The sequence below is a fragment of the Bradyrhizobium sp. SPXBL-02 genome, from assembly GCF_051853065.1.
In the GTDB taxonomy this organism is placed as follows: Bacteria; Pseudomonadota; Alphaproteobacteria; order Rhizobiales; family Xanthobacteraceae; genus Bradyrhizobium.
The window spans coordinates 1,935,501-1,949,388 of sequence record NZ_CP182474.1 but is presented as its reverse complement, the minus strand read 5'-3'; the positions used below and the strand labels follow the sequence as shown (position 1 = coordinate 1,949,388).

At 55.7% G+C, this 13,888-nt stretch carries 14 protein-coding genes; 7 read left to right on the top strand and 7 right to left on the bottom strand.

The features are described from left to right. The first annotated feature begins 51 nt into the window (after window positions 1-51). Window positions 52-1,032: a hypothetical protein gene (locus ACNJYD_RS08980; RefSeq protein ID WP_439366044.1), complete on the top strand. Its 981-nt coding sequence runs from the start codon at window positions 52-54 to the stop codon at window positions 1,030-1,032. Window positions 1,033-1,055: 23 nt separating this feature from the next. On the opposite strand, the gene ACNJYD_RS08975 is transcribed toward ACNJYD_RS08980, so the two are convergent. Continuing rightward, window positions 1,056-1,295 carry a helix-turn-helix transcriptional regulator gene (locus ACNJYD_RS08975; protein WP_439366043.1) on the bottom strand — a complete coding sequence of 80 codons (240 nt, stop codon included), beginning with the start codon at window positions 1,293-1,295 and terminating at the stop codon, window positions 1,056-1,058. A gap of 472 nt (window positions 1,296-1,767) precedes the next feature. Between ACNJYD_RS08975 and ACNJYD_RS08970 the strand changes: the two genes are divergently transcribed. Further along, entirely contained in the window at window positions 1,768-3,015 is a 1,248-nt protein-coding gene (locus ACNJYD_RS08970; RefSeq protein ID WP_439366042.1) for a DUF2939 domain-containing protein, read from the top strand. 73 nt (window positions 3,016-3,088) lie between these two features. Continuing rightward, window positions 3,089-3,931 (top strand): hypothetical protein, encoded by an 843-nt coding sequence (locus ACNJYD_RS08965; protein ID WP_439366041.1) that lies wholly within the window; start codon window positions 3,089-3,091, stop codon window positions 3,929-3,931. A 368-nt stretch (window positions 3,932-4,299) separates the two neighbouring features. On the opposite strand, the gene ACNJYD_RS08960 is transcribed toward ACNJYD_RS08965, so the two are convergent. The 3 genes from ACNJYD_RS08960 to ACNJYD_RS08950 all read right to left on the bottom strand — a co-directional run bounded on the left by ACNJYD_RS08960 (window position 4,300) and on the right by ACNJYD_RS08950 (window position 5,850). After that, window positions 4,300-4,539, bottom strand: a complete 240-nt coding sequence (locus ACNJYD_RS08960) for a hypothetical protein (RefSeq protein ID WP_439366040.1) — start codon at window positions 4,537-4,539, stop codon at window positions 4,300-4,302. Window positions 4,540-4,541: 2 nt separating this feature from the next. Next, window positions 4,542-5,099, bottom strand: coding sequence for a hypothetical protein (locus tag ACNJYD_RS08955; protein ID WP_439366039.1), 558 nt, complete (start codon window positions 5,097-5,099; stop codon window positions 4,542-4,544). A gap of 163 nt (window positions 5,100-5,262) precedes the next feature. Then, window positions 5,263-5,850, bottom strand: coding sequence for a hypothetical protein (locus tag ACNJYD_RS08950; RefSeq protein WP_439366038.1), 588 nt, complete (start codon window positions 5,848-5,850; stop codon window positions 5,263-5,265). 847 nt (window positions 5,851-6,697) lie between these two features. Here ACNJYD_RS08950 and ACNJYD_RS08945 point away from each other — a divergent pair. Continuing rightward, entirely contained in the window at window positions 6,698-7,996 is a 1,299-nt protein-coding gene (locus ACNJYD_RS08945; RefSeq protein WP_439366037.1) for a hypothetical protein, read from the top strand. 64 nt (window positions 7,997-8,060) lie between these two features. Here ACNJYD_RS08945 and ACNJYD_RS08940 read toward each other — a convergent pair whose 3' ends face one another. The 3 genes from ACNJYD_RS08940 to ACNJYD_RS08930 all read right to left on the bottom strand — a co-directional run bounded on the left by ACNJYD_RS08940 (window position 8,061) and on the right by ACNJYD_RS08930 (window position 9,943). Beyond that, window positions 8,061-9,260, bottom strand: coding sequence for a hypothetical protein (locus ACNJYD_RS08940; RefSeq protein WP_439366036.1), 1,200 nt, complete (start codon window positions 9,258-9,260; stop codon window positions 8,061-8,063). A 10-nt stretch (window positions 9,261-9,270) separates the two neighbouring features. Then, on the bottom strand, window positions 9,271-9,582 hold the full coding sequence (locus ACNJYD_RS08935) for a hypothetical protein (protein WP_439366035.1): 312 nt from the start codon (window positions 9,580-9,582) through the stop codon (window positions 9,271-9,273). A gap of 64 nt (window positions 9,583-9,646) precedes the next feature. Further along, entirely contained in the window at window positions 9,647-9,943 is a 297-nt protein-coding gene (locus ACNJYD_RS08930) for a hypothetical protein (RefSeq protein WP_439366034.1), read from the bottom strand. Between the two features lie 413 nt (window positions 9,944-10,356). Between ACNJYD_RS08930 and ACNJYD_RS08925 the strand changes: the two genes are divergently transcribed. The 3 genes from ACNJYD_RS08925 to ACNJYD_RS08915 all read left to right on the top strand — a co-directional run bounded on the left by ACNJYD_RS08925 (window position 10,357) and on the right by ACNJYD_RS08915 (window position 13,888). Next, window positions 10,357-10,680: a hypothetical protein gene (locus ACNJYD_RS08925; protein ID WP_439366033.1), complete on the top strand. Its 324-nt coding sequence runs from the start codon at window positions 10,357-10,359 to the stop codon at window positions 10,678-10,680. A gap of 756 nt (window positions 10,681-11,436) precedes the next feature. Further along, entirely contained in the window at window positions 11,437-12,900 is a 1,464-nt protein-coding gene (locus tag ACNJYD_RS08920; RefSeq protein ID WP_439366032.1) for an Eco57I restriction-modification methylase domain-containing protein, read from the top strand. Beyond that, window positions 12,887-13,888 (top strand): hypothetical protein, encoded by a 1,002-nt coding sequence (locus tag ACNJYD_RS08915; protein ID WP_439366031.1) that lies wholly within the window; start codon window positions 12,887-12,889, stop codon window positions 13,886-13,888. The genes ACNJYD_RS08920 and ACNJYD_RS08915 overlap by 14 nt, the downstream gene beginning before the upstream one ends.

The following is a 13,888-nucleotide window of genomic DNA, read 5'->3' as shown; positions in this document are numbered from 1 at the left end:
AGGCCATGGACGCGAATCGCTAAGGAGCTGTTCAGTTAAAGGAGAATCGCCTTGGTAAAGGCCTCGCTCTACCGTACTGGCGCTGGACAGTTTGAGGGCTGGGGACGTGTCCACGTCCAGGAGCCGCGTGGATACGCCTATGCTGTCGGAAATCACTACGTGCATATCTACGGCCGCGGCGACGGGTTGTGGGGAATCTCACCTGGGCTGACCGTTAGCATGGGGAAACAATTTGCGCTGGTTGATTGGGTCAAGCAACAGTTCGGCGCGGAAGACATTGAGATGTCGCTATTCGATGTTGGCGAGTCGATAGAAGGCGTCTGGCGGCCGGGCATTTTCTTCGACAGTGATATGTTTGCTGGTCTTGGTCAAAACGAAAATGACCTGCGGTCGGCGGAGCAGCGTCTTTTACTGCTAATCCAGAGACTGGACGAAGTGCTGCTTTATATCGAACCTAGCACTCAGTCTTTGGAAGCCTTTGGCCAGAAAACGAGAGAGCTTCTCATCCTGGCCTGCACAGATGTCGAAGCCCAGTGGAAATATTATCTCGACAAGGCAGGTGCGGCCGCAACCGGCCAAGGATTCAAAACGACGGATTATATCCGATTGAAGGATCCGCTGTACTTATCGGAATACGAAGTGGCGTTCCCGCTGCATTCGGCCGTGCAGCCGATTCGGCCGTTCCTTCAATGGACCACTGTCCGCCCAACGCAGAGTTTAACTTGGTATCATCAGTACAACGAAACCAAACACGACGGACTCAATAAGTTATCGTCAGCCACGGTCTTGGCGTGTATCCAAGCCGTAGCGGCGAACCTTGTGATGTTTAGCGTCCGTTTCGGACCAAATAGGCTATTCGGCGGGCAGGGCATGCTATCAGCATTTGCTAATAGTCACTTTTCAATCTCGCTGCGTAACCCCGATCCGAAAACATTCTATACACCGATCGTCGATGTATCTGAGAGATTACCTTCAATGACTTGGGGGCATGCAAAACAGCTTTCACCGACCCCGAAGCCATTTCAACTTTGATCGGCACGCCAGCCAACCCTACCCTACGGCGCGAAATCAATAATCTCATCATCGAATGGCGTACTATTTTCTGGATCAAGCGCATCGAACGCCTTGTCGACGGCCTTTTTGTCCCAGATCGTGCGCCCATAGAACCGCTTAGGCTTTGGCATGTCACCGGCCGCAACCATCTTGTCCCAAATCGCGTGCGACACACCCACGTAGGCTGCAGCGTTTACGCGCGACAGCCCACGCGGCCAGTTTGGCAGAGAACGTTCAGCCATTTGTGCTTTCGCTATACACCACACCGCTGAATTCGATCCTGAGCGACTCGGTAGGCTGTTCACGCCGTTGGCTAGCTCGCACTTCAAAAACTATGTTTCCTACCGCGAGAGACTCGCCGTCTCTTATGTGCATGTCGGCGGCCTGTTGATCTATTCGACCGACTCTAACCAGGTCCGCGAGAAGCTCCCTGTTGGCTGCCAGCTGTTCTTCAATGGTGCTTTGCATTTTCTCAATCTTCCCCATGCCGTAATCGGCCCCATGCCTGAATCGGCTGAGAAAAGTTTGCGATGCTCAACGAGCCTCTACAACTACAACTGTGTTCCGATTCTAGCTAATTATGTCTGGTTGCCGCGGATTCTGTAGCCTTTATCGGTACAGACGCCCTCGCGCGGACGCTTCGCGCTCGTAGAAGCCCGTACTTGCCTTCCCGCGCAAGTTGCGAAACAATCGTCGCCGCTGGGGAGCGTTTTCATGTCAGATATTGCACCGCCAACGCCTAAGCGTTGGTATGTCGACGTAGATTCTAAGGTCTATGGACCGTACAACGAGTCCGCTATCTCGCAGATGGTGGAGCGGGGCCAAATATTACCCGGCGACTTCGTTGCGCCCGAAGGTTCTTCGGACTGGATTGAAGCAAAGAGCGATCCCATATTGCGCCGTCTGCTTGCTAGGCAGCCAACGCGCACGGACTCTGCTGAACCGCCAGTGCGCCGCAAGCGAAACGGATGGGGCGGAAAGCTTGCCGCGATCATCGGGCTGGCCACAGCCGGGTGGGTAGCGTGGCCCTACTATGCGGTCCTTAGCTTGATGCAAGCGGCCCGCGATGGCGACGTGTCGACGCTTGAGAAACGCGTCGACTGGACCACTTTCCGGCAGGGGTTGCGCGGCGACCTAAATGCACAACTCTTGCAAAACGTGAGAAGTAAGGACGCAAGCAACGCAACGGCTAACGGTTTAGCAGCGGTGGTTGGCCCGGCCGTGATAAACCAAATGATTGACGGTTACGTCACCCCTCAAGCTATCGCCGCACTGGTCAAATCAGAAAACGACAAGTCTTCCGGCGACAAGACACCTGAAGGCATCGACAAATCCGCCAGCCTTGTGCGTCGAATCCAATGGGATCAGGTCAAGTATGCGTTCTTCGCTGGAAGCCCGTTCAGCTTTAGAGTTGACATTCTTCCAAATAATGACTCGACCATCCACACACCCATTGGGTTCGAGTTCGCTTGGAGCGGAGATTGGCAACTTAAGCACATCGCCTTGCCAGAAGACGTTTTCAAGCCCGAGGGAAAGCGCTACGGCCGACCAGCGGCGAACGAAACTACCCCGAAGGGTCCGCCAGCTACGGTCGAACCTCCGCAAATCGCAATATCTATGCAAGCTAAGCGCTTCAAACCCACCGACGTCCGAAACAACGAGTTCGAAGCTGCCATTGTGTTCGACCTCTCTATTGTCAATAAGTCCAAAAAGCCCATCCGCGCTTTCGATGGATTGCTAACGTTTACTGACCTTCTCGATAACGAGGTTCTCTCGACAAAGCTTGCTATCAACGATCCAATAAATGACGGCTCCACCTACAACTGGACCGGTCAGATAAAATATAATCAATTCATGGACGACCACAACAGACTTAAGAACGAAGACCTTGCGAACCTCAAAACCCGGTTTACTGTGCGAAAGATTCTATTCGCAGATGGCACCTCGAAAACGTATCCCTAAGCTCTTGCTCGTCGCAGCATATTTTAACGCGCTTACAGCGCAAGCCTCTGCAATCGAAGGCTCGATATACATGATGGCTCCTTCGTCAGATGGAACGCTTATTGTGATAGCCGCGTCGAAGGATGGACTGGTCGTCGCATCCGACAGTCGTCAAACTCTCGGCGCCGGACTCTATTGTGATGGTGCGGAGAAGGTCTTGAATCCTTCTAGACCAGACCGATTTCTAGTTGCCGTGACGGGACGCCGCGGCTTCTATCCAGTTGCGATCAACGCCCATGTCGACGACATTTGCGCTTATGTTGCATCCACTCCACGGGAACTAGACATTGGAGAAATAGCAAGGACGTTCGTTGAAGAGACGTCTCCGGACGTCGACTTAAGAAAGCTGAACGTCCGAGAACTAGCTCAGCGCTGCAATGATGCGCTAATCGCGTACTTCACAACCCATCCGTATTGGTCGCCCGCGATATCCGGACAGGGGTTCAGCTCTTCCGTTGTGATTGCATCGTACGACCCAAACACGTCGCAGGCCTTCGTCCGCACAATAGAGATTTCCTCAAGCGCTGATCTAAAGCAGCTATCTATCAATGACAAGCTAAACGAAGTCTTCGGACCAGATGATATCGCAGAGCCGGTATTGTGTGGCGAAGGCGACTACCTTCGCCAACACGTACTTCCAACCATCAAAACTCAGCCGATTAGTCAGACGACTATCGATCAAATTGGAGACTTTCCGCTCGTCAACTTTCCGAAAGTTCGTGACGCTGCGCCCGATGACGCCGTCGCTTTAGCTGGTGACCTAGTTACTTCTGCATCACGAATGACAGCGAAGGTGCCAGCAGCTTCGGGCATTGGCGGCGCTACAGTAGTCTGGCGCATCGGAAATGAGCCCCGACCATCTAAGCTGAAGCCGTAGCACCAGCCCGTGTGTAGCCGCTGTTATCTCAGAGCCGTCGCGTCTGCCTCGCTCTAGTCACCGCACGCTCCGCGCGCCTTCATCCGCTAATTAGTTTCGGTGTCTCAAGACCCCCACGCGGCACGTAGTTGTTGACCGTAGCCACGACGTTGCGAAGACTTTCGAGCGCCGCGCCAGACTGCCGAGTCTGTTGCGCGTTCTCAATCATGAGCGCCGGCAACCACCTGTCGGAGCAATCGTGGGTGTCAACCGGCTGGCCCGTATTGGGATGTGAGCCGGTGACATGAATCCACTTTGGACAGTTGTGCTTAGTCACGCCGTCAAAGCAAGACGTTTTGAACGCGGTGTAAGGACACTTGATCTTCTTATCAGGCAACATTCTTTTGAGCCTCTAATTCCCACGCGTCTACTAGGTGTTGATAAGCGGCGAAGTCCGTGATGGTTTCGTTGGCCTTCACCGTCCCGGCCGTGTTCACGAATTCGATTTCGCCATGCTCGCCGTACCAATGGACCACATGAATGGCGGGGTCGAGGGATGAGCAATCAACGGCCTCGGAGAAGCCCTCGACGATGATGCGGTTTTCCAGCGGAATGATAGTGACTCGCATGGTCAATCCTTTGAGCAAATGATCAGGTCGACGTACTGGATGTCGATATTGTACGCGTGCGCGTGTGCGCCATCGCCGCCGGCGCTGCCGGTAGTCGTGCCGCTACCACTGTTCGGCAGGTAAAGGTTACCCGTGCCAGAAACGCGGGCACCCGAGTCGCCTGGATAGAGATAGCTATGATTATGCGAAGGCATGGTTGCAACCGTGATAGTCGTGTTGCCGACCACTCTTGCGCTATTCAAAGCCGCCGAGAACGCGTTGCTGCCGCCATTCCCGGCTGTGCCAGAGACGACTCGCAGTGCCTTATCATTGTGCGTGACTTGCTTTGTCCAGTAGAGCGGCGCGTTCGTTTGCTGGGACAGCATCAACGTTCCCGATGGGAACGTGTTGTCCATCACGTTCCCCTTGGACGCTGGCAACGCCATAAAGATGTCTTTGGTGCCGGCGCCGAAATTCGCCAGCGCGTTGCCGTTCGACGAGCGGAGGACTGTCGTGCGTTGCAGGATGTTGCCGGCTACCCAAGTGCCGATCCCCGTTTCCCACGCGCCTCCGGGCAGCACGCACGCCTAAGTTTGCATGAAGTCCTCGTTGTGAGTGTGCATCTGGCCTTTCCAACAGGCCGAAAAAGAACACCCGCCGCAGCCGCGAGGCTGGGCGGATCAAGTCTGTTGGGATGTGAGGCCCCTATGTTCAAGAGCCGCACGAAGTTGGAATAAGGGACAGCTAGGCAGCAAGTCGCTCTTTTAACTCAGAAAATGAGTTGCACGCTTCCAAAACGAGCCGTTTGCCCCAGCGCTCTGCCGTCTTTCCAGCCGCATACCCTAACCGAACGCCGACAGTTTCGAAGTTTGGGCTGGTAATGGCAGCGTCGAGCGCGCGGATGTGCTTGGGGTCGAGATTGTCGTTCATGGCAGACCTATACTCGCGTTCGATCAGGTGTTCTTCGGGGGTCAATCGTGGGGGCGGTGCAGCCGCGATCTTACGATTCTTGGAACCGAGCACTCGTGGTTTGTTCTTTTTCTGCTGTTCGGCTTGCCGACCCCAACTGATGATTGAGCCCAATGGCCTTAATTCGTCACCATCGATATCCGATATCTTTACATAATTGAGTTTGACGCTGGAATGCAGCTTACCGCCAAGAACGACGCGTGGTCGCGTGCGTTTCTCTCCCTTGTAAAGATACGTGATTACAGCCTCCCGATTTTCGGGCGCATCGAGGTCTACAATCAATCGTTCCCGCCAAGCATATTCTAATCCATAAAGGACGAGGTCGTGGGTCTTCTTGAACGCGATGTCATCAACCGATTTCACCATCTGTTCGGCTGTAGGGCCGTCATTCAAGCTACCAAGAAGGTCCCGCTCGACACCCTTTGTTTCATCGTTCTCGTCATCGAAATCTTCGTCTTTAGGGTGCTAAAGATAGTTCGTCTGCAATGGATCACCGGTATCATCCCGTATAACTTTCCATTCCTGGAGCGCTCGAAGGTCAGCACACAAGGCGGCGTGCCTTGGATTCTCAGAAACCTTCGGCTTGTCGGGTATAATGTCTGAGTCGTTAGGTGGAGCAGTCTTCTTCCACTCATTATAGAGCGTTCGATATTCGGTTGGGCCGAAGTTATCGTTAGCGTGAAACCGCAGCCTGATCACGTCAGGCGCGAGCGCTTGTCCTATCAAAATAGCCTCATGAAATGATCGCCCGCTGCCGTTCTGGCTAGTCAGGTCGGGTGGCAATGAATCGAAAAATTAGATCGTCGCCCACCAACACGGACGTTGAGCCTCCTCTGACAATGGCACGACGAAGCCTCCGCTTAGGCGGGTGCGCCGGCTAGTTGGTTCTCTTGGTGGCGTCCCGTGCCGCCAATGGCGGCGAAATCAAATAATCAATGTCGATACGCGTAGCCGAATCACTGGCCAAAATCCAGACTGTTCAAGGTCTTCACCTTGCGCTTTCCGGGGGGCGACCGTTCTCGATCGCGCGTGTGAGTGTATAGCCGCAAATGGAACCAAAATCGACCCCGTTTCCACTTCTAGGAGCCGCCGGTCTCTGGGGTTGCGAGTAACGAGTAAGAGCTATTCGACAGCTCGGAATTTCGCACTTTCCTCGTTCATCACCGTATGTTAGCCCAAGCTCGGGCAACGCAACCGGGGGGTGCAACCAATGAACAAGACCTTATTTCAAATTCGTGAAGCGCTTGAAAAGGTTATTGCAGCGCTACGATCCGCGATTCCAAGCGACGAGCCATTTTCGAACGCCCATGGCACTTGGACTAATCCAGGTGTTACTCGAAACGACTTGATACGCGAAGCTCAGTCCATTCTCGATCTAATCGAGAGCCACAGCATCGACGATCTTGGCGACAGCGAAGCACAATTGGCCGACTACGTTCGCCGTCTCGACTTCCTAGCGCAAACCACCATTCCAAACATCTGGGGTAACGCCGCACCCGGCGTGCCTGCGTTCATGTTCACAATGGATGCACTTCGCAACGCTCTCGAACCTGTTTTGAATCCTGACAATCAGAGAGAGGCGATCGTCAAGCTTAGGAAACTGACTGCTCAAGTGCGTGGAATGGAGGCTCGGCTGAATGGGCTGGAACCTCGCACAGCCTCTATCGCCTCGATGGTCGACGCAATCGAGCGCGCTTACAATGCTGCCGACCAGCTTCCGACAGATTTGGAATCTCTCGCCGAAGCAAAGAATCGGGTTGATACGATCCTTGCTGGCGTTAGGCAGGGTGAAACTGACTTTCAGCGACTGCGGGAAAACGCTGAGAAAATTGACGAGAAGCTCCATCGGAGCGCCAGTGAAGCTGAGGCTGTGCTGAAGCGTTCTGAAACTGCGTATTCAGCAGCCACGAGTGTGGGCTTAGCAGTCGCGTTTTCGGAACGATCCAAGCAACTTTCAACCTCAATGTGGGTTTGGGTGATCGGCTTGATCATCGCCCTCGCCGCTGGCGGGTATTTCGGGACACACCGACTTCAAGCTTTGGTCGAGCTGTTTAAGGACCCAAACCAACCGTCGTCCCTCATTTATCCAAATGTCCTCTTATCCTTGTTGTCGGTTGGTGCTCCAATTTGGTTTGGTTGGCTGAGTACGAAACAAATCGGGCAACGATTCAGACTCTCTGAGGATTATGCTTTCAAAGCTTCGATATCCCGCGCCTATGAGGGATTCCGAAGGGAAGCCGCGAGACTTGATCCAGATTTGGAGCATCGACTATTGTCATCGGCGTTAACCCGCTTGGACGAGCAGCCCCTTCGCTTGGTCGAGGCGGAAACTCATGGCAGCCCATGGAACGAACTCGCTAATTCAGACCTCGTGAAAGACGCGGTTAGATCGGTTCCGGGATTCGTTGGACAAGTTAGAGATTTGGCTGAGAAGACGATTGCCCGTGTAACCCCGTCCAAAGCCGTCACGACAACTGCCGCGCCAGAGGCAGCAAAAGCAACGGAGTAAGTTACCCAGAGACTGGGAAGCGCTCTAAAAACGCATCCCTTTAGTCCCGTGGGCTGATTGGGCTCTATAGCGATACGTACTCGACCCGTCCCATAGACTTCACGATGGCGCGTAGGGACTTGCCGTGGAAGTCGGAGGTGTCGTCAGGTTCCAGAACTCCGGTGGCTTCTCGAATCTGCCGGTAAGTGGCCATACCTTGATCCTGTGCGCTTTCGTCGGCGGACATGAGTTTGAAGGCATGCGAAAACTCTTTTCCTGCATGGTCTCCATCTTCGATCTTGAGTGACAGGACTAGTTCCCTTTCCTGATCCCAAGCGCCGCCCACTACTTCAGAGTTCACAATTTTTACGCTGTGTCCCCCGATCGGTGTTTTCGATGAAAGGCCCGACTTGCCGGCTTCGTTTTCTCTGGCCTTTCGAGGGCCGTTCTCTTTTGCGCGGGCTATCGCCGCCTCCTTTCGGTTTTCATATGGCTCTGGCAAGTCTTCAAGGTATCGCTCTTCAACAAGCCATGTGTGTAGGTGCTTCCACCATTTCTTTTCGGTGGCCGTTTGCTGATAGTGGGAAGCCCAAGCAGCGGCCCGCGTCACGAGGGTGGCATGGAGAGCCGCCGAGGGCGCCAACGCCCTGTACGCTGCCTGAGCCTTGGCCCTTTGGTGCTTACGAGGGAAGACGGCCCAAAGCTCTTCGAAGCCTCCCGGGTCCCCAGCCGTCTCCGCCGTGTCGGCGTTCACGCCGGACACGGGCGGTGCCGTAGGCACGGCGGGGGTATTTTCAGTTCTACTTACCGTAAGCCCGCTTGTCAGCGGGTTACGTAAGCAGGATTCGGTACTGTCTACAGGACCACTAGGCACGCTAGCGGTATTGCCTACGGGACCGGCAGAGGTATCGTCTACAGGACCGCTAATAGCGGTATCCTCTACAGGACCTCTAGCAATCTTGGTGACGAAATCAAAGTTCAGGCTGTATTCCGTCGGGCGGGTACCGATGCCTTGCCGTTTGACGGTGATGGCTCCTTGGTCGGTGATGCGGCGCAGTGACTCAATAATATTGGTTCGGGTCGCGCCAGTTGCCAATTCTAGGTAGCGAAGGCTTGCGCGAGCGACTCCGTACTTGCCAAAATAGCGATCTATGATGTGGCTCGTGATCTTGTGGTCTAAACGGGTTGCCCATGGTGCGTCGATGACAGCGCGCAGCAACTTGTATTGACTCAACAGAGAACCGGGAGCGGCGACTATTGTTTCGCCAGCTGGTGATTGCTTCATCTGTTGGCGATCAACCGCGCATCAGGTTCGAATGCAGGTTCTCAAGCCAACCCGCGAAGTTGGCAGGATAGGTTCGGAATCCAACATCTCGGTTCGTCTCCGAAATCGCTGCTAAGCAGGATTGATCAACCAGCAACGGAGCCAGCTTTGTCCAGTCCTCGTCTGAGACGAAAATTTGAGTTCCTAGTTCCCTGAGACGGTGAGCTGCGGCGGCGTTGCGCTGATCATGCTTATAGCGGCTCGCATTGCTATCGCGCCACCTCGCGGAAGTTTGGATTTGATCAGAGAGTGCAGCACTAAAATTTGCTTTGTTGTGAAACATAACTTCTTTCAATTTTATGGTGTTGTAGGACCCCCGCCGCTAACGCGGCGGGGTGGTCTGACCGTCAGCTCTGCAATTCGGCGACGAGCAGTTCGATGTATGAATCGAAGTCACGCGCAATTTTCTGATCGGCAATGATATCCGCATTCAGATGCATCACGGCCAACTGCAGCTTGGGCGCAAACGGATCATACAGCTGCGCGATACGTGCCCAATAGCCGTCTGAAATGTTCTCAGCCGTACGCACGATCTGATCAAGACGGCCGGCTGTCGCCCTGTCGGTCGGATTGCCGGCCAGCAGCTTGGCGGAGGCGGCGGTAAGCGTGGACTTAAGGTAAGTAATGAAATCGAGTTTGCTCATATCTTCTTGTTGGTGGTGCGCACGAAAAAACCCGCTCGTGGCGGTGCGGTGTTCTTGGGCAAAAATAAAGAGGCCGCCTCAGTTGGCGGCCTCTTACTGTCATTTGGTACTTTTCGCACTTCGGCGATGGTGTCGCGGCAGCGGCATTCTATTCCGCTTTTCCTTCCGACTTGCTCGGACTTCTCCGCGTATCGTCACTATCAACGTAACGACAGAGCTGATCACACCAAGGACCCCAATGAGGGTCGAAATGGAGTCTGATAACAATTTTCATTGCTCCAGCACCCCGCGGCCAGTGCAACTGCTTCTTATAACACACGCGACCTTGATTCGCCTGTGTCCGTCGTGTGCTAATGATCCGGGCCGTCGGCTAAGACGACCAGCGATACTCAATCATCGCTATCCGAGGCTAAATGGCGGTTTACCGTCCCCAACCAATGGATATCGCTTCCTATCTCCTCCTCCGAAGACTCGCGTCTTCCAAAGATAGAGTCGAAGAGGCGTTCCAACACAGTCCGCTTCTCTTCATTCCAGTCGCGGTCACTCATCAGAAGTCTCCTTTGATGGGTAGCCCCGCAATGATGCTCGGCGAGTCGATCGAGTTTCGCCAATCACAAAAGCCGGCACCAAAACCGTATGACTACGGTGGAGAAACCTGCCGCCAACCAATCAATAACCAATACTACGGCGCAACCAAACGCGAACGAACGCCACTAATCATCGCCAAATTCATCTGAGTTTTAAGTATCTTTCGGGCGCCCCTTCCCGCTCATAACGGTCTGGTTGCAGGTTCGAGTCCTGCCGGGCCCACCAACTTACCCCGCCTCCTCCTGCCGCCAAGCGAGTTGGCTGGCAGGCCCACCAACTTACCCCCTGGGTTAAGTTGGCGGTCCCTCGCTTGTGAGGTCCTCCGCTTGATTGGCTTCAGAGCGGTATCATCGAGACCCGCGACAAGTTTGATTTCCCGGAGTTGCTCTTCATCGCACATCGGTTCGTTATCTCCATTTGCAACATTTAGAATAAGCGCAAGATGTGTGCTGTAATACAGCACGCATCTTGGCAAAGGGGCGCGCTGGCGCGCCCCCGTTGCACCCCCCCCGACGCATGACGTTTGGCCGTTTCATCACCAGCTCGGGCGGAGCCTCCATGCTCCCCCGGCCCCCCATGGTAGGGGTCTTGCCCCTGAACCACGCGCGGGAGATTTCGCTCTCCCTGCACCCATCGACATGAAGGGCTCGCCGCCGCCCCTCATGAACCCTCTGCTAGACTTGGAGCCTTCCCGCTCCACCGGCACCCAACCATGGAGGACCGTTATGGCCGGTCCAACGCCCATCCCATACCGCGCGGTCATGCCCGAGCTTTTCACCCGGGGGAATTTCGGCTCCGACTTTTCCACATGGCGGAGCGAGCGCCAGAAATGTCTCGACGCATGCCACGTTGTGGGTAGCTCCACGATATGATCTGACATACCGCGATTCGTCGAAGGAGCTCTGGTGGTTCAGCCCCTCTCACAAAAAGCAGCCGGGGCGTATTACACACCCGACTGGGTTGTGCGCTGCCTGCTGAACTGGGCCGTCCGCTCGGACGAGGACCGCATGCTCGATCCCTCGTGCGGGGATGGACGCTTCATCGCGGGCCATCGGAACGCTGTGGGCATCGAACAGGACGCCCGGGCGACGCAGGCCGCCATTGAGCGCGCGCCGTGGGCCCTCGTCCACGAGGGCGACTTTTTCAGCTGGGCCGCTGAAACCTCCGAGCGCTTTGAGTGCGCTGCTGGCAATCCACCCTTCATCCGCTACCAGACCTTCAAGGGCGAGCAGCGGGCCCGGGCGTTGGCCTTGTGCCAGAAGCTGGGCGCAAACTTCTCCGGGCTGGCCTCATCATGGGCACCGTTCCTTGCCGCCACCGCAGGGCTTCTCAAGCCGGGAGGACGGATGGCCTTCGTGGTACCGGCAGAGATCGGTCACGCCCCTTACGCGGCGCCGCTGCTCGACTACATGGTCGAAAACTTCGCGACCGTTCACGTCGTGGCTGTGAAGGACAAGCTCTTCCCCGAGCTATCGGAGGATTGCTGGCTTCTCTATGCCGACGGATATTCCCGGAGGACCTCGCAAATCCGGCTTTCGGTCGTGGATCACTTCGAGCCGTCGCGTCGCCCTCCCGCGCCCACCCACACGATCGCCGTGCAGGAGTGGCGCGAGGTCTGGAACCGACGGCTCAGGCCGTTCCTGCTCTCCAACTATGCACGGCACGTTTATCAAGACGTCGCACGCGACAGTTCGATCCCGCGACTGGGTGACTTGGCTCAGGTCGGCATCGGATATGTCAGCGGTGCGAATGACTTCTTCCACCTCCGCCCGAGTCTCGCGGACCAATGGGACATTCCCGAGCAGCTCCTCCATGCGACCGTTCGCAACGGACGAGCACTCCCTGCCTCGCGGCTCACCCAGGGCGTTGTCAGCAAGTGGAAGCGTGCCGACGACCAGATCCTACTTCTGCGGCTCCCCAAGGGCGGCGACCTGCCACGCGGCGTCAGGAAATACCTCGAGACCGACCAAGGCCAAGAAGCGCGGCAGGCTTACAAATGCCGCGTCAGAGATCCTTGGTATTCGGTGCCGGACGTTCAGGTGCCGGACTTCTTCCTTTCATACATGTCGGGTCGCGAAGCGAGTCTCGTCCGGAATGATGCGGGCTGCACCTGCACGAACTCGGTTCACAGCGTTCGGCTAAGGTCCCCCGGTGCCGCAAAGTATCTGGACTCATGGGGCACCGACTTTGTCCAGCTCAGTTGCGAGATTGAGGGGCATCCACTTGGCGGCGGGATGTTGAAACTCGAACCACGCGAGGCGAGCCAGATCTGCCTTCCGCGTCTTGCTTCGCTTAAAAGGATAGACAAGCTCGCCGTCGCCGACGCGCTGCAAACCATGCGCAGTTGGAGGCATTATGCCGAAAGCTGATACATCCCCGTGCCAGTGGGTCAGCGGACCGCAAGCGTTCAACGCCTTCGCCACGCACGAGGGCAAAACGCAGAGCGCCCGGCATATCAAGCCGCTTCACTGGTACATTGCATGCCGCCTCCTCATTGAAGGCGGTTTCCCACCCGACGACATTACGCCGCGCCCCCCGTTCAGGATTGAGACCAAGAAGGTTCGGAAAGTTACACGTCACATCCTGCACTACGACCCGAAGCTTGGGGGCACCGGCGAGGAGGTGATTTTGGGTGGTCTGAAAACCAAGAATGTAGATGTCGTCTTGAATCGTCGTCCCGTTGGGCCTGTCCTTGCCGTGTCATGTAAAGGCGTAACGAAGGCGTTTCGCAATCTCACCAACCGCATGGAAGAGACCATCGGTGAGTGCACGAATCTTCACATCACATACCCGGCGATGGTGATCGGCTACTACGCACTCATGAGGGCGAACCGAACCGTCGAAGACGCCAAGTCGGCGGCAGACCTCGAAAAGGACGATACTCCGACCGAGGTCAGCAGCGATGCAGAAGAAACTGGCGAAGGAGAGACCAGCGAGCGCAGCATTGAAGCGATCAAGAAGAACGACATCGCAATCCACGAAAACGACCGGATCGCAGAAGGAATCGTTCGCTTTCATTCCGCGTTGCGCGAAATGACGGGCCGTCGTGGCATTCGCGACGAGATAAGCCGTTACGAGGCCATGAGCATCGCGCTCGTGGAGCCTCAAGGACCGACTGCTGGTTCGGTCTATCCCTCGTTCCCGCCATCCGATAGCCCGTTGCTCTCAACCAGCTTCTTTCAAACGCTTTATCAGCGTTACGAAGAGCGGTTTGTGTACGGGGCAGCATTGCTGGCCGAGCGTGGCATGACGACGAGATATGAATGGGATCCGTTGTCTCCGATATTCACGCGCGATACTACAGAAGCCGCGAATTGGCCGGTGCTCGATTATGAGCCGCGATTGGCTGCCGTCTAG